Genomic DNA, 15,799 nt, shown 5'->3' with positions numbered 1-15,799 from the left:
TTCGCCTTCAGTGCGTGGTGAACGGCGGCGCCACCCCGGGAGCGACGTCGAAGGCGCCGAGATGGAATTCCTCGCCAAGGGATGCGTCAGCCTCGCCAGGTTGCGCCAACAGAGTGAACGCGGCCTGCGGATAGACCTTCCAGATCTCCAGATCGCCGGCGGTGATGGTGAGCCAGCCGAACGTGTACATGTAGCGTCCGGGCTCGGTGACCCGGCCGACCCTGTCCCAGGTGATCTTGTCCACCGTGATCTTGTCCACTGTGATCTTGTCGACTGCCATTCGGTCCCCCGATCGCAAGTCTGCAAATGACGCCGGCCCCGAGGCACGGACGTTCAAAAGCTGATCCCGCAATGGGGCCGCGATAGGGCGGTGATGCGGAGGCAAGACGGCCCGGCGGTGGCCGCTGCCTGCCGGTTCAGCGCGCCGTGGAGGCCGCCTCTGCTTCGGCCGCCCGCTCCAGCTGACGGTGCGAGGCGTGGAAGACGTCGTGGACGAGGCCGATCTTTTCCAGGCCCAGGATGATCAGGCCGTTGAGATCGATCTCCCACCAGGCGTGCGAGATGTAGGCGTCCCGCGGGAAGCGGTGATGGTTGTTGTGCAGACCCTCGCCGAAGGTGAGGATCGTGGTCACGAACTCGTTGGTCGAGGCGTCGTCGACCTCGAAGCGGCGATAGCCATAGGCATGGCAGACCGAGCCGGTGAGCTGGCTGGTGAGGATCAGCAGATAGGCTCGGAGCAGGCCCGAGAACAGCACGCAGCCGATCATGGCGTGCACGCCGCCGAAGGTGTAGCCGATCACGCCGGGGATGAAGACTGCCGACATCCCGTACCAGACCCAGCGCGTGCGCACGAAGAACATCGCGATGGGATCGGCGAGGATGTCCTTGGCATAGTATTCGTTGTCGGTGGTCGCCTGGTCGAACACCCAGCTGCCCTGGGCGTGCAGGAAGCCCTTGAACGCGCTGACATAGCGATTGCCGAAGCCGTCGAATTGCGGGCTGTGGGGATCGCCGACGTCATCGGCGTAGAGGTGGTGGCGGCGGTGGTTGGCGACCCATTTGGCGATCGAGCCCTGTACCGCCATCTGGGCGATGGCGCAGAAGAAGACCCGCATGATCGGGCCGGTACGGAAGCTGCGATGGACGAACAGGCGGTGCATGCCGGCGCCGATGCCGAACGTCGTCAGCGCGAACATCCAGGCGAACGTGAACAGCTCGACCTTGCCGACGCCTTGCGTCACGGCCCAGATGATGCCGGCAACCGCGCCGACATAGAGGATGCCGAGCAGGAGATAGCTTTCGCGCAGCTTGGCCTGGACCAGCGGTCCCTCGGTGACGACGCCGGGTGGAAGCTGCGGCTTGGGCGCGACGGGCGGGTTCGGCGCGATCTCTGCCGGGGCGAACTCGGCGTCGGCGATGGACATTCCGGGACTTCCAATACTCAAGGCCCGCAGTGATTGCGGACGGACCGGGTCACACCCTACCGCGCAGGGGTCGCCATCTCCAGTATTTAGTTAAAAAAGAGTTAAGATTGATCGGGCCGGCTTCAGGCCGACTGCAGCAAGGGCGTGCGAACGATCAGGCGGGCGAGGTCGTCTCGCGACTGCTTTTCCGCGAATTTGACTGCAAAGCCGTTGTCGAATTTGCGGATTACGCGCCCGACACAGGCCCCGACCGCAAGCGGGGTTCCGACCGGCGGATCGTATTCGCAGGAGATCGCGACGCCAGCCGTGGAGACGTCGATGATGAAGCACGGATGGCTGCTGCCGTCGGCGAGCGTCAGGAAGGTGTGCGAGACCTGCGGTACGAAACGCGCGTCGTTCCGCAGCTCCTGGACGCTGGCGTCCTTCTGCTTCTTCTCGAGCCAGGTCAGCTTTTCCGACATCCAGGCGCGCCGCGCCCGCGTCATGTCGAGCTCCATCAGGAAACCCGACTTCAGCGTCGCGCTGATCGTGCACTGGAATTCGCCGAAATCCTGGAAGTAGGAGGTGAGGCGCTCGCCGACCTTGCCGACGACGGGCACGTCCACGATCATGCGGAACGGCGAGACGCGCTTGGTGCGGCAGGCAAAGCTGCGCAGCTTGCCCTCGCAATCATACCAGCGGGGCAGCGAGTAGCTGCCGCTGACCGTGACGTCCACTGCACGCTGCCTGAGGAACTCTGCGACGGACATGAGGTGCCAATGATGTTCGGGATTGCTTCCGTAATTCCACGGTAGCGGTCAAATTCTAAGCAAATGATACCAGGGCTCGGGAGCAGGGGTAAATTTCCGGTTAACGCTCGCCTCGGTCGCGCCGCGGAAAGCGCGGCATATGGACCCGTTAGGCTGCAGGCCGCCTCACAACATCGTCATTGAGGCGCGGTGAAGCAATGACGCGCCGCGGCGCCTAGAGCGATCCGAACAGCACCAGCAAAGCCAGCGCGCCGACGGCCATCGCGAACTGGATCGTCGTCCATGTCAGGCCGTTCGGGCTGATCTGCAATCCCAACGGCGGCAATGCGCGCCGCATCGCCAGCGCCGTGAGTGCTTCGACGATGGCGAGCAGGAGGGCGATGCCGGCGATGAAAGACCATGACTCGGCTGGAGGCATCCATGGCGCGAGCCAGGCCGGGACGGAGCCTTTCAAGGCGGCAAGCAACGCGAACCAGCCGAACCAGAATGCCGAGCGCTTGACGATGTCGGGGCCGATCGTTTCGGGCTCGAGGCGGATACCGATCGTTGCCAGCGCGCTTTCGATGCGCTCGCCGTCGGTCAGGATGACGAACGCACCGAGATAGAGCGGAATGCGCGACTGGAAGAGCAGGGCGATGACACCGAACAGGACAACGTGGCCGATGACATCCCCGAGAAAGTCGCCGATCACGTTCTTGGCGCTGCTGCCTGACGGCGCGAGCGCGGCCGGCGCAGAATCTGCCTGACGCTGCGAAAGCGATCTGGCGCGCGCCATGTGCTCCAGCATTTTGGCGCGCCGGTCCGACGGATGCTGGCGGGGATGGCCCAGCCACGGCGGAAGGCGCGGCGTCATTGCGGACGCGCCGGACGAACCTTCAATCTCGGGAATACGCTGTGCCATGGGTCCGGTTCCAACTGACATTGGTCGGTGGCGGGCAGCGGGGAGGTTCATGCGGGAGCGGCGGAAATTGCGGCCGGGCTGTCATCGCGGCACCGTCGCCTGCACTGGCGCTCCCTAGCGGAATCGAACCGCTCTCTCCACCGTGAAAGGGTGGCGTCCTAACCGATAGACGAAGGGAGCAAACGCAGGGCCCTGCCGTTATTCCCGGCACGACCGCTGGCCGGCCGAGTCGAGCCCGGCGGCTTGCAGCGGGCGAACGTATAGTGGCCTTTCTGGCTCCGGGCAAGCCGTCCGGGACCGGTCTTTTGTCCCCGGTGGACAGCGCCGGCCCCGGGGTGATCCGGAGGCGATTTCAACGGTTTCTTAGGGTTCCCTGAGTAGCGCTGGAGGGGGAGATCTTTGCCAATGCCACCGCCGAAAAAGCGCGCAGCCCGCAAGCTGCTGTCGCAGCACGCCTGGATCACCCTCGACGGTGGCTTCGCCGCGCGGCATTGCCTGGTCCAGGACATCTCGGATTCCGGCGCCAAGATCACGCTGGACGAGGACGCGAGCCAGCTCCCGGGCGTGATCCGGCTCGCCTTCGCGCGCGATGCACGCACCGGGCGGAGCTGCCAGGTGGTCTGGCGCCGCGGCAAATCAGCCGGCATCAAGTTCATCTGATCGCGGCCGCGGCGGCCCCGATGGCGCGTGGCGCCCGTCCGGGCTAGAACGCCGCCATGCGCGCGCCGCTCCTCATCCTGATCTCGTTGCTGGCCACACCCGCCGCGGCGGAAGCCCTGCGTCTGCCGCCTGCCGAGCAGCCGAAGGCAGGCACGGCCGTGCCGCTGAAGGGTGCGGCCGGCAAGGCACGAGCGGGCTCCTGCGCCACTTACGGCCCGCGCTTCGTCATGGTCGAGGGCACCGGGACCTGCGTGAAGATCGGCGGCTCGATCAGCATCGACACCACCGTGAGGCGCTAGAGGCCCATGCCGGCGGATCTTCTGCGCCTCGACCTCGTCGTTCCCGTCCTGATGTACTGCGCGCTGTTGTGGTGGGTCGGCCGCGGCCTGAGCTGGACGGCACGGCTGGCGACCGCGGCGGTGACCTTGGTGCTGATCGTCTGCGTGCTGCTGGTCGAGCGCGGCTGGCGCTAGGCCAAAAACAAAAAACGCGAAAACAACCCCATGCACAGTAGCGTCAAGTGCTGAGTTGGCGCCGGAGGATTGCGCCGAAGCGCGGATTCATCGCGCTCTCACCGCAGCTTTTGCAGTTCTGCCGCCTCACGACATCGGCGGTGCGACATGCTGTGCAAATCCGGTCCGTTTGCCGAGCTCGGCGAGCCAGCGCGTCAGGTGCGGCTGCGCCGGCCGGGTGATGCCCTCGACGCCGAGCCAGCGCCGCGCGTAAGAGCCGAGCGCGATGTCGGCGAGCGTGAACGCATCGCCCTCGATGAAGCGGCGCGAGGAGAGCAGGCGGTCGGCGATGGCCCAGACCTCGGCGGCGGCATCGGCATCGCGCTGCACCTGGATCATGTCGCGCTCGGCGGGCGCCGTGCGCACGATGCCCCAGAACACCGGGCGGTCGACCGGCTGCACGGTCGACAGCGTCCAGTCGAGCCAGCGGTCGACGGATGCGCGGCTCTTCGGCGCCTCCGGGTAGATCGGCGTGCCGCTTCCATGCGCGAGGCAGAGATAGCGCAGGATCGAATTGGATTCCCACAGCACGAAGTCGCCCTCGACCAGCGTCGGGATCCGCGCATTGGGATTCATCGCGAGATAGTCGGCCTCGCGGGTCCTGCCGTAGCTCATGCCGGCGTCGATGCGTTCATAGGGCAGGGACAGTTCGGTCAGGCACCACAGCACCTTCTGCACGTTGACCGAATTGGCGCGGCCCCAGATCGTCAGCTTGGTGTCCGGCATGAAGCGTCTCCCCGCGTGCGTTGTTGCTTGCGCGGGTGATAGCGGAAATTCTCGAGACGCGCGATGCGCGATTGCGGTGCGCCTCGCATGCAAAAAGCTCCGCCACGGACGGAGCTTTCATTGCACGTTGAACCTGACGCTCAGCGGCCGAAGAACAGCCACAACAGAATGATAACCGGAATCGGCACGCCCAGCATCCACAACAACAATCCTCGTCCCATGCTTTCCTCCTCAAATTGCATTGTCGGGGAGAGAACGCGGGCAGCGAGAGCTTTGTTCCAGTTGCGAGCCTCACCAATGTCCGGTGTTGGGCATCGATGCCCAGGGCTCCTGCGGCGGCTTCGGCTCGCCCTTCTGCAAGAGCTCGATCGAGTGCAGGTCCGGCGAGCGGACGAAGGCCATGTTGCCGTCGCGCGGCGGACGGTTGATGGTGACGCCGGCCTTCATCAGTTGCGCGCAGGTGGCGTAGATGTCGTCGACCTCATAGGCGAGATGGCCGAAGAAGCGATCCTCGCCATACTTCTCCTCATCCCAATTCCAGGTCAGCTCGACCAGCGGCGCGCCGCGGGACTGCGGCTGCTGCTTCAGCGCCTCGAGATCGTCCGCCGAGCACAGGAACACCAGCGTGAAGCGCCCCTTGTCGTTCTCGATCCGCCGCACCTCCTTCAGCCCGAAAGCATCGACGTAGAATTTTAGCGCGACATCGAGATTGCGCACGCGCAGCATGGTGTGGAGGTATCGCATGGTTGTTGCTCCCTGGAACGGAGGTGTTTTGGTTTGGGCCAAGACGGCGGGGACAGGAGATAGCAGGAAACGGGCAGGAGGGGCAGGGGGCGGGCGCGCGAGGAGAAGCGGCTGGTGGAAACAGACCAGCCAAGCGTGGACCGAATCCGCAGAGCCTGCGGGTGAGCAGGCCATTTTTAATGCACTGTCACCGTAGTCTTGCTCATGCTGAGGGGCGACGGCGTATGAATTTTGATCCACCGTCACCGAACCCCAACGCCGGCGGCGCGACCAATTACTATGCTTCAAGCCCTGCTCAGCGCGATCGTGGATATTCTCCTGTCTGCCGCATGGAGCGCGGTCGTCAGGTTCTTCGGCCTGGAAAACGCCGTCGAGATCGCGACGGCCGTCTTCGGTCTTGTCTGCATCGCGATCGGCTCTGTGGTCTTGTTGCTTGGGCACTAACGAGGGAGCGTCGTGAAGACGATCACACTGGTTGCGGTGGCGGCCGTGCTGCTGCTGGAGGTCTTCGGCCCGACGTCGAGCGTCGGCGGCTCGATGAGCTTCATGCTGGTGCTTGCCCTCGTCGTGCTGGCTGTCGCGATTTACGAGGCCTGGTCGAACGGACGCGGCGCAATCGGCTGGGTCGTCAACATCGTCGCCGCCGCCTTTGGCGGCCTGCTTGCGGTTGCGCTCATCGGAATGGGCATGGACGCGATGCTGCCATACCTTCAGCTCGAAGGTTCGCTCGCGTCCTCGCAAAATCCGGTGAAGTATGTCGTGGTCACACTCGTTGCGATCGTCATCGTGCTGGGATCATGGATCCCGCTCCAGATCGTCAACCGGCTTCGCGATTAGCCGAAGAATGGGGGCCGTCGGCGAGGCGGCCGAACTGCTCGGTCCGCAGGGTTCGCCCGGCGATGCAGAGCATCGCCCGGCAATGGCCGCTGGAGCCGCCGCCTTCGATCAGGCCGCAATCCGTTGTTCGACCGGGGCCGTCAGCAGCTTGAGCGCCTGGGCGTGTTGCAGGTCGGGGACCGCGATCGCCGTGTGGCTGTAGATCGCATGGCTGCGTGATGTTGCAATCCTGTCCAGGATCTCTTTGCCCTTGATGACGTGAAGGCCCATGCCCTCGTCAGTGGGGAAGATTGCCAGCACCACGTCATAGGCCGCGATGACGGCCCTGAGTGCTTCGGCCTTGTCCTCGGCGACGTCGACAAAAACACGAACATCAGCCGCGAGTTCACGCAGCTCGTCAAAATCCAGCACTGTGGGGTTACTCCAACGCAACGAGACTGAATGGAGCTTGGCGGCGTTGGGTTACTGAAGTGTCAACAAGGCGTGCCGAGCCACAAGTTTCACGACGAGGTGACTTCACGCTCTAGCGCTTTGCTTCGTCGTTGCGAAGCCGGGCCTCCGCGGCCTCGTCCACGAGGTTCAAGGCGAGGCCGTCATAACTCAGCTTGAGCCCGCGGCCGACGATCCATGTCCATCCCTCGCGGTCCTTGAGGGCTTGCGCGTTGAACTGGTCGGAGATCGATTTGACGGCAGCGTCCTGCGCCCCCGGATTGTTCAACTCCGCCTTGACGCGCCAGATCGGGTGCCTGACGTCGGCCTCGTCGCTGTCGACCGAAACCTTGGCGCCGTTGATGTCGCATTCGAAAGTGTAGGAGTCGCGGCTCCGGCGGCAGAGATAGCGGCGTTGACTGATGAGCTTGCTGGTCTCGTCGAATGTCATCCCGGGCGAGAAGCCGAAGATGTCGGATTTCTTCACGAGGGCGAGGGAGGCAGGCTTCAGGAAGCTCGGCTGGATCGCGACGAGGGCGGCGACAACGACAACGATCAAACCTGCGATGACGATAGCGACCTTCATGAGCACCCCACGAGAAACCTTAAGACCATTACAGGCAGCCGGGCCGTTCTACCATGCCCCCAAAAGCGAAAGCCCCGCTCGGGGGAAGCGGGGCTTTCTGGTGGGGTGAAGCTTGGGGATTTCTTTGGGGACTTCAATGATATGACGCGCCAGCCGCAAATTGGTTCAAACGGAAAGCGGAAGGTCCTGCAGCATCTTGCACAGGAAGTCGGGAACCCCGCAGAACCCCTGCTTGCGTTTTGAGCCTCGATAGGCTCTAAGCCCGGTCAATTCATGACCTCTGGCATGAATCAGAAGCGCGCCTCCGCGGTCCGGCCGCGTCACAGCAGAGTTATTCGCGCGCACCCTTCAAAGGAATTCAGACATGGCGAAGATGACGAAGACCCAATTGATTGATGCAATTGCCGAGGGCACGCAGCTTTCGAAGAACGACGTGAAGTCCGTGATCGAGTACATGGCGACGGTCGGCTACAAGGAGCTCAACGAGTCCGGCGAGTTCGTCATTCCCGGCTTCGTGAAGATGTCGGTCGTGAACAAGCCGGCGACCGAAGCCCGCATGGGTGTCAATCCCTTCACCAAGGAGCCGATGCAGTTTGCGGCCAAGCCGGCGAGCAAATCGGTGAAGGCTTCGCCGCTGAAGGTGGCCAAGGACTCCGTCTAAGGCGATGTCGTTGCGGCGGGCGATGCCGCAACGATCAATGGCTGAAGACAAGGTGGTGCTCGGCGACGGCGATGCCGAACATCACCACGATGATCAGGACGAACCACAGGGAGCGCCGGTCGGTCTGTCCGGACGCGCTCTGTGGTTTCCCGCAATGGGGGCAGACCGAAAGTCCGATCGGGATCTCGGTTTCACAGAACTCGCAGATCATCGGCGCCTCGATGATGAAGGGCGCGGGCCCGGACACGGTAACGCGCGACACTCATCGGCCGGGCAATGCGAACGTTGGAAGATTCGTTCCCGTAGCCACGACCCGCTGCGCCTGGCTGAAGCCCGCGGCCTTGAAAAGAAAAACCCCGCGCCTTCGCACGGGGCTCTTCTGGCCGACGGCGTTGGGATTTCAGCGCCTGGCCGCCAGCCGTGTTCCTAACTTAAAGTTGAAAATCCAAAAAGCAACAGCGCCGCGATGACGGAATATGTTCGTTCACGGCGGCGCTGCCATATGACTGGGCGCTGAAATCCCCAGCTTCCTTGGGTCCACGCGGCGTTGAAAAGGTTCAACGCGACATACCGGGAAATCGCGCGCGGGGGACTGGACTTTTTGTTCTCATTTTGTTCTATTGAACCACCTTAGGGACCGCTTGGGAGGTGACTCATGACCGTCGAGAAACAGCGCGAAGTGATCAGGCTCTGGAACGAGCTCAGGAAGCTCGAGGGCCCGGCCGCGGAGGAGCTCCGTATCCAGATCCTGGAGTGCTTCTCGGAAAAGGAAAAAGTGAAGCGGGCGGCTTGATCTGCGCCGGCAGACGCCGACGATATCCGGCATCCGGCAAGCGCGGTCTCGTTCTGACGCCGCGCTTGATCGAGCGGCTGTCGCGGGGACGACGAGGCGGACCAATTTGAAGTTGGTCTTGGATGCTGGTCTTGGACTCCGGTCCTGGCTTGGGTCGTTGCGGCCGCGAGTATTCGCCGCTGATGCTTCAGGAACGAACCTGTGCCGTCAGCGTTCGGCCTGCATGACATGCCCCCGATGCGTCAAGCCGATGATGGCGACCTCCGCCAACAGCTTTCCATGCGAACCTTGCCGCGAGATCGTCATCGTGTTCGCGGTCGTTTCGGAATTCCTGCGGGCGAAGATCGTACCGACGGCGAGCCACGTCGCTGAAGAGATTGCGTCGTGCGCTTTCATCGATCGTTAGGAATCGCTTCGCGCCGAATTTTCCGACTCCGATTCGTTCTGCGAGAACGAAATGGAGTCGGATGCAGAACATGTTGCGCCTGCCGCCGGGGATGCGGCCACGCGTATCAGAACGAGACAGCGTGATGCTTGGCACAGTCGCGTCCGCGCCTCCTCCGTAAGGAGTGGGGCGAGGGAGAGCGACATGAATGCCTGCTGGTTTCTCGCCGAGATCGCGAAAGTGTTTTGGTACGATCGGCACCCGCGCTTGCGCAAGGACAAGCCGTCGGTGCCGCAAGTGCCGGCACCGGGATTGGAATCTCCTGGGCCCCCGTCTTCCGATGCGACGTGATCGGACGTGGCGCCCGCGTACGGTTTGTTAAGAGTTGCTCCGCGCCGATTTCTTCGATTCCGATTCGTTCTTTGAGAACGAAATGGTGTCGAAGCTGGAACAAAGCCGGTCGGCGACCGCGAGCCGCCGCAGCCTCGACTTCGCGCTGTAGCGCGATTCAGAAAGCGGCGCGCTGCGATCGCAGGCTTCGGCAAATTCCTAACGACCCTTTGCGCGGAAGCCGATAACCCTATTCGGTTAGGTTAAAAGCCCAATCGCATTGCGCTTGGCGCTCGTTGCGGTAGGTGTTGGCAACGACAAGCAAGAAACGACCTTTGCCAGAAGCAATTTTGTCATGACACCGTTTTCAGAGCCGTTCTTTTATCAAGGCGACCGACAGACCTACCGGCGCGTCGCCATCGTCGGCACGCTGTTCTGTCTCGCTTTTGTCGTGATCAGCTTTTCGCTGCGGCCGCAGCTCGAGGACACGCGCGTTGCGGTCAAGGCCGACCGGCTGGTGCGCACGGCGGGCCAGCCGGCGCACGCCAATTAAAGCGGCGCACGCCAACTAGCGCTCGTCGTGAGAGATGCGATCGTCGCCCGACACCTGCGGGCCCGCGGCGCCGCGCGAGGCGAGCGCCACGAAACCGGCATAGCCGGACAAATTGAGCAAAACTTCGAGCCACGCGGGCATGTCGGCCTCTTCCGCTCTCTGCGTGAAGGGGGATTCAACGTCCGCGCGCAATTCTGGTTCCGTGCTCTCGCCAAGAAATGCGGAAGAAATTCGAAGGAAACTCAAAGGGGTGAGGAGGGGTCGAGCCGGCGGCCGAGGGTCGCGACGGATTCGCTCGACGGCTGCTCCTTCAGGAACTCGGCGATCGCCCGCGCCAGCTCGCCGTCGCTCATCGGCGTCGGTGGCGGGTGCAGCGTGCCCACACCGAAGCTGCGAACGATCTCGTCGTAGTGCTGATCGTCGGATCTGGGAACCAGCCTGCGGATACGGGCCAGCAAAGCGGATAACGGCAAACTCTTCTCCTCGGTCGTTCGCCCCGTTGGCAGCAATCCTCGTCTGCTGCCATCTGCTCCCGTGAAACTGAAAACCCCGCCAGCATCGCGGAGATGCTGACGGGGCTTCGTGCCGTTGCCTCTACCCGGATGGCGGAGGCTCCCGCACTTGAGGCGATAATCCGCGGCCGGCGATTTCGTTCCGGCTGCATCGACTTTTTTTGCCGGGCCCGGTTCCCCACCCGTTGCGCAACCATCGCAGGCGCTCGTCGTTATCTCCGCAAGACGCGAAGGAGGAGAGCATGAAGAAAACACTGGCAGTTCTGGCCACCGTCGCAGCCGTCGGCGTGACCGCGGTTGCGGCCCCTGCGCCTGCCGAGGCGCGCGGGCGCGGCATCGGCCCGGGCCTCGCATTCGGCCTCGCCGCCGGCGCGATCACCGCGGGTGCGGTCGCAGCGTCGCAGCCCTACGGTTACGGCTATGGCCCGCGCTATGGCTATTATGGCGGACCCGCCTACTACGAGCCCGGCCCATACGCCTATTACGGTGGCGGACCGTACTACCGGCACCATCACCACTGGCGTCACTGGTAGTCTCATTCAAGCGAAAAGCCCGGAGCGATGCTCCGGGCTTTTTTCACGTGCATTGATCGGGACGTGAATTACGGCCAGAGCGAGGGCCGTTCGACTTTGCGGGCGTTCTCCAGGGTCGACACGAAATACTCTTCGCGCTCGCGCTTGAACTTTTCCTGCGTGGCACGGAAGGCGGCGACACGGGCGGCGATTTCGTCGCGCTCACGAGCTTTGCGTTCTTCGTCTTCGGTCATGACCATCCCCTCGGGTTTACTTGACTCAACTCAAGCACTGCCGCCGCATCATCCTGAGTCGCATTGACACATCCATTGGGGCTCCTGAATGGGGCGTCAATGGGGAGGAGGCATTGCAGGATTGTGATATGCGAAGGCCCGGAAAAAATTGCCGAGCGCCTCACGTTAGCGCTTGATAAGAGCGTCAACAATCTTGCCGCTTGTGCATGATGCTGTCAGGCAAAACGAATCGGGAGCCCGCGATTGATTGCATCGGATCTTCAGAGCGGCGTTGAGCGGCTCGGCGACATGATCGCCGAGGCGAGGGTCATCGTGCCGTTCACCGGCGCCGGCATCTCGACCGAATGCGGCATTCCCGATTTCCGCTCGCCGGGCGGAATGTGGACGCGCAATCGTCCGATCCCGTTCGACGAATTCGTCGCGAGCCAGTCAGCGCGGGACGAATCCTGGCGGCGCCGTTTTGCGATGGAGGAGGTCTTCGCGGCGGCCAAGCCCGGGCGCGGCCATCGGGCGCTGGCCTCGCTCTACCGCGCCGGCAAGGTTCCCGCCGTCATCACCCAGAACATCGACAATCTGCACCAGGCCTCCGGCTTCGCCGGCGAGCACGTGATTGAACTTCACGGCAACACCACTTATGCGCGCTGCATCGGATGCGGGCAGGCCTATCCGCTCGATTGGGTGAAGCGTCGCTTCGACGGCGACGGCCTCGCGCCAAACTGCACCGCGTGCGGTGAGCCCGTGAAAGCCGCCACGATCTCCTTCGGCCAGATGATGCCCGATGATGAAATGCAGCGCGCGACCGCATTGTCGCAGGCCTGCGACCTCTTCATCGCGATCGGTTCCTCGCTCGTGGTGTGGCCCGCGGCGGGCTTTCCGATGATGGCGAAGAACGCCGGTGCACGTCTGGTGATCATCAACCGCGAGCCGACCGAGCAGGACGACATTGCCGACCTCGTCATCCACGACGACATCGGCGAAGCGCTCGGGCCCTTTGTCGGCAATTGAGGCATCAATTTGATTCGCGGCTGTGCAAGCTGTTCATAGGTTCCGGCGAATCTCTTTTTTATCTATGCCTCGCAACCGGGAGTGTTATCTTTTGAGTCGAAAGATTCGCGTCGCGTCCGGTTGAGAAGGTTCTCGAAAGACGCGTGATTCGATACCGCTGCTGAGGCGGGTCGCATGACAGTGTGGGGTCCGGGGTTATGGGGTCGTCGGACGGATTTGAGTCCAAGAAGCTCGGGGTTCCCGGGCAGGGGGTGTCGCCCGGGCGGATCACGCCGGGCGAACACGGCAGTGCCGGTCGCGAGAGCGCGCTCAGTCCGTTCAGCGGGTTGGGTGAGACCAGCGCCAATCTCGTCGAAGTCCATGGCGTGATCAAATGGTTCGACGCCTCCAAAGGCTACGGCTTCATCGTCCCGGACAACGGCTGGCCGGACGTGCTGCTGCACGTAACCGTGCTTAGGCGCGACGGCTTCCAGACCGCCTATGAGGGCGCCCGCATCGTCGTCGAGTGCATCCAGCGCGCCAAGGGTTACCAGGCGTTCCGCGTGGTCTCGATGGACGAGTCGACCGCGATCCATCCGGCGCAGATGCTGCCGCCGCGCACCCATGTCACGGTCACCGCGACCAGCGGGCTGGAACGGGCCCAGGTCAAATGGTTCAACCGGCTCCGCGGCTTCGGCTTCCTGACCTGCGGTGAGGGCACGCCCGACATCTTCGTGCACATGGAAACGCTGCGCCGCTTCGGCATGACCGAGCTCAGGCCCGGCCAGTATGTCCTGGTCCGCTTCGGGCCCGGCTCCAAGGGCATGATGGCGGCCGAGATCCATCCCGAGACCGGATCGCCGGGATTGCAGTCGCACTAAGCGCGAGGAGACTCGCGCTCTAGCGTCCAAGTCCTGCAAATCTTCAAGTCCTGCAAATCTTCAAGTCCTGCAAGCTTCCAAATCCCCCAAGCTTCCATTTCCCGCAATCGTGAGCAGAGGCGTGCTGGCAGGCCGGTGCGCCTCTGGCTTTTCCGGCGACCGCCGCGTAAGGACTGGTCCAGTCCCACGCCTCGAGTGCCCGCATGAATCCTGATCGAAAGGCTGCCTGGTCCGCCCTGAAGGGCTGGCTTGCCGCCATCCTCGTCATCGCCGGCTGTGCTGTTGCCGGCGCGCCCGCCGGCGCAGCCAGCTTCCAGCCGCTCGAGATCGTCACCAAGAACGGCGTGCAGGTGTTCTCGGTGGAAGTGGCGACGACCGAGGAGGAGAAGCAGACCGGCCTGATGTACCGCAAGGAGCTGGCGGACGGCAAAGGCATGCTGTTCGACTTCAATCCGGAGCAGGAGGTGTCGATGTGGATGAAGAACACCTATGTCTCGCTCGACATGATCTTCATCCGCGCCGACGGCCGCATCCTGCGCATCGCCGAGAACACCGAGCCGATGTCGACCAAGATCATCTCGTCCCGGGGGCCCGCCCGGGCCGTGCTGGAGGTGGTGGCGGGAACGGCGCAGAAATACGGCATCCGGCCCGGCGACCGCGTCGGCCATCCGCTGTTCGGCAGCAAATAGGGCAGGCAGAAAGCACCTCGGGGCGCCCGGAAGCTAGCCGACGCTTTGGAAGCCTTGCTGGCGCCTTGGAGCCTTGCTGGCGCCCTGGGAAGCGTGTATCGACGGGGCTCGCAGGACATTCGGGGTATAGCGCAGCCTGGTAGCGCGGCAGTTTTGGGTACTGCAGGTCGTTGGTTCGAATCCAGCTGCCCCGACCAGTCCCGGGGTTGAATCTCCTAGACTTTTTCCTGCGACCTCCGACGTGATCTGACAGGCAGCGCTTGCGGCGTTCCCGCGATTTCTGCGCGATGTTTCAAGCCATTGCGTCCCCGCTGACCGGGCCAGAATTGCCGACGCCGCATCGAACCTTTCGCTGTCGCCGTAGACATATATGTATTGGGGATTTCAGCGCCCAATGTCTAAACGGACGCCGCCAAGCGATGATATTCCGCTTGCGCGGCGTTGCGCTTTTCGGCTGCCGTTTTTTCGGATCCGGCCAATCAGCTCGAGGCGTACCAGCCGAGCGGAAACGGCAGCAGCGGCCATATCCCGTGGTTGTCGTTGGCGGCTTTCGTCGGCTCTTGCGCCGGCGTCCTTGCGATTGGCGCAAGAAGCGTCGATCGCAGCGCCAGGCGCAGACGTTCACATTGCAAATTCATTGTGGTCGCCCTGACGAGTCGTCTCGAAATTTCAACTTACAAAATTGGACGTCAGCTCAATCAAATAGCCACGCGCCCAAGACGGCGCGGTCGTTCTCAAATCGTGCGCGTAGTCTAGATAGTTCGGCTGCGGCTTTCAACCGATCTCGGCTCCAAGCCGGGAGAAGTAAGGTTGACCGGTTAGGTTAAGGATGAGCGGTTGTTGCGGCCGCTTCGGCGATCGTTATCAGATCGATTCCGGCTCGCGATGGGCTGCCTGCAATTCGTGCTCACACAAGGTCACGGTTCGTCGCAGCGCGCGTATCCTGTGAGTTCTGCGTCATGTCTTTCGATCGCAACTTCAAATCCGCCGGTCCGCAATCGAGCTGGAGCGAGATCTGGCACCTCTGGACCGTGTTCGTGCCCCGCCGCTCGATCAACGGGCAGCTCGTGGTCGGCAAGGTCTGGCGCCGCCATGACGGCCGCGACTGGATCTACAAGAAATTCACCGAGTTCGACGGCGAAGAAGCCGCCTGAAGCACGATGAGCTGGGCGAGAATCATCATCGCGCCCAGAGCTGTTGCTAAGGCCGTTCGGCCTCGACCTCAGTCCGTCTGCCCGCGGCCTATCCCGGTGCCTGCACGCGCGGCAGCGGCAGCTTGAAGTGACGTTTCGCATAGGCGATGATTTCGGCGTCCGAGGGATGATCGGCGGCTTCCACCGCGGCAATCCGCTTGGCGATATCGGGTGCGCCCGCGCGAATGTGGCTGGCAAGCTCGGTCTTCGCGCTCGCCGGACCGATGATGAGAATCTCGCCGGCATCGGCCAGGGCTTTGGTCACCTCGGCGAAGAACGCCTTGTCAGGGGCGGCATGGCCGCTGCCGACCGCGTTGGCCTTGTGATGAAGGTGACGCGTCGCCAGTTGCGGATGCAACGTGATTTCGTCGGAGCCGCTCAGGCCGAGATGGAAGATCCTGGCCTGCGAATGGTCGATCCATACCACGGCGTGAAAATGAGAGGGCATGTGCTTTTAGCCTTGTCCGAGGGGAGGCCGCCGACA

The 15,799-nt window shown here is 63.1% G+C and carries 27 protein-coding genes and 2 tRNA genes; 14 read left to right on the top strand and 15 right to left on the bottom strand.

All coding sequences use genetic code 11. The features are described from left to right. Positions 1–7 precede the first annotated feature (7 nt). From AABA86_RS29590 to AABA86_RS29570, 5 genes are all read right to left on the bottom strand, one after another. Positions 8–280: a hypothetical protein gene (locus AABA86_RS29590; RefSeq protein WP_338309304.1), complete on the bottom strand. Its 273-nt coding sequence runs from the start codon at positions 278–280 to the stop codon at positions 8–10. A gap of 136 nt (positions 281–416) precedes the next feature. Next, positions 417–1,424, bottom strand: coding sequence for an acyl-CoA desaturase (locus AABA86_RS29585; protein ID WP_212244254.1), 1,008 nt, complete (start codon positions 1,422–1,424; stop codon positions 417–419). A gap of 122 nt (positions 1,425–1,546) precedes the next feature. Continuing rightward, on the bottom strand, positions 1,547–2,173 hold the full coding sequence (locus AABA86_RS29580; RefSeq protein ID WP_212244252.1) for a PilZ domain-containing protein: 627 nt from the start codon (positions 2,171–2,173) through the stop codon (positions 1,547–1,549). A gap of 214 nt (positions 2,174–2,387) precedes the next feature. Then, the gene (locus tag AABA86_RS29575) at positions 2,388–3,074 is read right to left on the bottom strand and encodes a hypothetical protein (RefSeq protein WP_338309303.1); all 687 of its coding nucleotides are present in this window, start codon (positions 3,072–3,074) and stop codon (positions 2,388–2,390) included. A 105-nt stretch (positions 3,075–3,179) separates the two neighbouring features. Then, a tRNA-Glu gene (locus AABA86_RS29570) sits at positions 3,180–3,254 on the bottom strand. A gap of 225 nt (positions 3,255–3,479) precedes the next feature. Between AABA86_RS29570 and AABA86_RS29565 the strand changes: the two genes are divergently transcribed. Genes AABA86_RS29565 through AABA86_RS29555 form a run of 3 tightly spaced genes read left to right on the top strand, consistent with a single transcriptional unit; the run spans position 3,480 to position 4,207 of the window. Further along, a complete protein-coding gene (locus AABA86_RS29565; protein ID WP_018323099.1) occupies positions 3,480–3,734 on the top strand; it encodes a PilZ domain-containing protein in 255 nt (84 codons plus the stop codon). Positions 3,735–3,790: 56 nt separating this feature from the next. Continuing rightward, the gene (locus AABA86_RS29560) at positions 3,791–4,033 is read left to right on the top strand and encodes a hypothetical protein (protein WP_338309302.1); all 243 of its coding nucleotides are present in this window, start codon (positions 3,791–3,793) and stop codon (positions 4,031–4,033) included. A 6-nt stretch (positions 4,034–4,039) separates the two neighbouring features. Further along, on the top strand, positions 4,040–4,207 hold the full coding sequence (locus AABA86_RS29555) for a hypothetical protein (protein WP_338309301.1): 168 nt from the start codon (positions 4,040–4,042) through the stop codon (positions 4,205–4,207). A gap of 126 nt (positions 4,208–4,333) precedes the next feature. On the opposite strand, the gene AABA86_RS29550 is transcribed toward AABA86_RS29555, so the two are convergent. Both AABA86_RS29550 and AABA86_RS29545 read right to left on the bottom strand, forming a co-directional pair. Further along, positions 4,334–4,972: a glutathione S-transferase family protein gene (locus tag AABA86_RS29550; RefSeq protein ID WP_338309300.1), complete on the bottom strand. Its 639-nt coding sequence runs from the start codon at positions 4,970–4,972 to the stop codon at positions 4,334–4,336. Positions 4,973–5,263: 291 nt separating this feature from the next. Further along, a complete protein-coding gene (locus AABA86_RS29545; protein WP_338309299.1) occupies positions 5,264–5,716 on the bottom strand; it encodes a VOC family protein in 453 nt (150 codons plus the stop codon). Positions 5,717–5,995: 279 nt separating this feature from the next. Between AABA86_RS29545 and AABA86_RS29540 the strand changes: the two genes are divergently transcribed. Both AABA86_RS29540 and AABA86_RS29535 read left to right on the top strand, forming a co-directional pair. Further along, complete coding sequence (locus AABA86_RS29540) at positions 5,996–6,160, top strand: hypothetical protein (protein ID WP_212244243.1); 165 nt, start codon at positions 5,996–5,998, stop codon at positions 6,158–6,160. 12 nt (positions 6,161–6,172) lie between these two features. After that, positions 6,173–6,553: a hypothetical protein gene (locus tag AABA86_RS29535; protein WP_212244241.1), complete on the top strand. Its 381-nt coding sequence runs from the start codon at positions 6,173–6,175 to the stop codon at positions 6,551–6,553. Between the two features lie 108 nt (positions 6,554–6,661). On the opposite strand, the gene AABA86_RS29530 is transcribed toward AABA86_RS29535, so the two are convergent. Both AABA86_RS29530 and AABA86_RS29525 read right to left on the bottom strand, forming a co-directional pair. Beyond that, a complete protein-coding gene (locus AABA86_RS29530) occupies positions 6,662–6,964 on the bottom strand; it encodes a hypothetical protein (RefSeq protein ID WP_028144758.1) in 303 nt (100 codons plus the stop codon). A gap of 112 nt (positions 6,965–7,076) precedes the next feature. Further along, a complete protein-coding gene (locus AABA86_RS29525) occupies positions 7,077–7,568 on the bottom strand; it encodes a hypothetical protein (RefSeq protein WP_338309298.1) in 492 nt (163 codons plus the stop codon). 364 nt (positions 7,569–7,932) lie between these two features. Between AABA86_RS29525 and AABA86_RS29520 the strand changes: the two genes are divergently transcribed. Then, entirely contained in the window at positions 7,933–8,229 is a 297-nt protein-coding gene (locus AABA86_RS29520) for an HU family DNA-binding protein (RefSeq protein ID WP_007591377.1), read from the top strand. A 34-nt stretch (positions 8,230–8,263) separates the two neighbouring features. On the opposite strand, the gene AABA86_RS29515 is transcribed toward AABA86_RS29520, so the two are convergent. After that, the gene (locus tag AABA86_RS29515) at positions 8,264–8,491 is read right to left on the bottom strand and encodes a hypothetical protein (RefSeq protein WP_338309297.1); all 228 of its coding nucleotides are present in this window, start codon (positions 8,489–8,491) and stop codon (positions 8,264–8,266) included. A 393-nt stretch (positions 8,492–8,884) separates the two neighbouring features. Between AABA86_RS29515 and AABA86_RS29510 the strand changes: the two genes are divergently transcribed. Both AABA86_RS29510 and AABA86_RS29505 read left to right on the top strand, forming a co-directional pair. Next, positions 8,885–9,022 carry a hypothetical protein gene (locus AABA86_RS29510; protein ID WP_162832227.1) on the top strand — a complete coding sequence of 46 codons (138 nt, stop codon included), beginning with the start codon at positions 8,885–8,887 and terminating at the stop codon, positions 9,020–9,022. Between the two features lie 1,070 nt (positions 9,023–10,092). Continuing rightward, positions 10,093–10,290, top strand: coding sequence for a hypothetical protein (locus tag AABA86_RS29505; protein ID WP_338309296.1), 198 nt, complete (start codon positions 10,093–10,095; stop codon positions 10,288–10,290). 15 nt (positions 10,291–10,305) lie between these two features. Here the strand turns inward: AABA86_RS29505 and AABA86_RS29500 are convergent, their stop codons facing one another. Next, entirely contained in the window at positions 10,306–10,431 is a 126-nt protein-coding gene (locus tag AABA86_RS29500) for a hypothetical protein (RefSeq protein WP_338309294.1), read from the bottom strand. A gap of 101 nt (positions 10,432–10,532) precedes the next feature. Further along, positions 10,533–10,763, bottom strand: a complete 231-nt coding sequence (locus tag AABA86_RS29495) for a hypothetical protein (protein WP_028144755.1) — start codon at positions 10,761–10,763, stop codon at positions 10,533–10,535. Positions 10,764–11,044: 281 nt separating this feature from the next. On the opposite strand from AABA86_RS29495, the gene AABA86_RS29490 reads away from it, so the two are divergent. Next, complete coding sequence (locus tag AABA86_RS29490) at positions 11,045–11,335, top strand: hypothetical protein (RefSeq protein WP_212244229.1); 291 nt, start codon at positions 11,045–11,047, stop codon at positions 11,333–11,335. Between the two features lie 68 nt (positions 11,336–11,403). Here AABA86_RS29490 and AABA86_RS29485 read toward each other — a convergent pair whose 3' ends face one another. Further along, positions 11,404–11,568, bottom strand: coding sequence for a hypothetical protein (locus tag AABA86_RS29485; RefSeq protein ID WP_162832225.1), 165 nt, complete (start codon positions 11,566–11,568; stop codon positions 11,404–11,406). A gap of 243 nt (positions 11,569–11,811) precedes the next feature. Between AABA86_RS29485 and AABA86_RS29480 the strand changes: the two genes are divergently transcribed. From AABA86_RS29480 to AABA86_RS29465, 4 genes are all read left to right on the top strand, one after another. Continuing rightward, positions 11,812–12,573, top strand: a complete 762-nt coding sequence (locus AABA86_RS29480) for an SIR2 family NAD-dependent protein deacylase (RefSeq protein WP_338309292.1) — start codon at positions 11,812–11,814, stop codon at positions 12,571–12,573. Between the two features lie 197 nt (positions 12,574–12,770). Next, positions 12,771–13,433 (top strand): cold-shock protein, encoded by a 663-nt coding sequence (locus AABA86_RS29475; RefSeq protein ID WP_212244225.1) that lies wholly within the window; start codon positions 12,771–12,773, stop codon positions 13,431–13,433. A 203-nt stretch (positions 13,434–13,636) separates the two neighbouring features. After that, positions 13,637–14,122 (top strand): DUF192 domain-containing protein, encoded by a 486-nt coding sequence (locus AABA86_RS29470; RefSeq protein ID WP_212244223.1) that lies wholly within the window; start codon positions 13,637–13,639, stop codon positions 14,120–14,122. A 120-nt stretch (positions 14,123–14,242) separates the two neighbouring features. Continuing rightward, a tRNA-Pro gene (locus AABA86_RS29465) sits at positions 14,243–14,319 on the top strand. 282 nt (positions 14,320–14,601) lie between these two features. Here AABA86_RS29465 and AABA86_RS29460 read toward each other — a convergent pair. Continuing rightward, positions 14,602–14,760 (bottom strand): hypothetical protein, encoded by a 159-nt coding sequence (locus tag AABA86_RS29460; RefSeq protein ID WP_338309291.1) that lies wholly within the window; start codon positions 14,758–14,760, stop codon positions 14,602–14,604. A gap of 321 nt (positions 14,761–15,081) precedes the next feature. On the opposite strand from AABA86_RS29460, the gene AABA86_RS29455 reads away from it, so the two are divergent. Then, positions 15,082–15,276 carry a hypothetical protein gene (locus AABA86_RS29455; protein WP_338309290.1) on the top strand — a complete coding sequence of 65 codons (195 nt, stop codon included), beginning with the start codon at positions 15,082–15,084 and terminating at the stop codon, positions 15,274–15,276. Between the two features lie 88 nt (positions 15,277–15,364). Here AABA86_RS29455 and AABA86_RS29450 read toward each other — a convergent pair whose 3' ends face one another. After that, positions 15,365–15,763, bottom strand: coding sequence for a translational machinery protein (locus tag AABA86_RS29450; protein ID WP_212244219.1), 399 nt, complete (start codon positions 15,761–15,763; stop codon positions 15,365–15,367). Between the last annotated feature and the right edge of the window lie 36 nt (positions 15,764–15,799).

This window comes from Bradyrhizobium sp. TM233, assembly GCF_036247965.1.
Taxonomy (GTDB): Bacteria; Pseudomonadota; Alphaproteobacteria; order Rhizobiales; family Xanthobacteraceae; genus Bradyrhizobium; species Bradyrhizobium ottawaense.
Note: the sequence above shows the minus strand (reverse complement) of the source record. Positions and strands in the feature narration are given on the sequence as shown.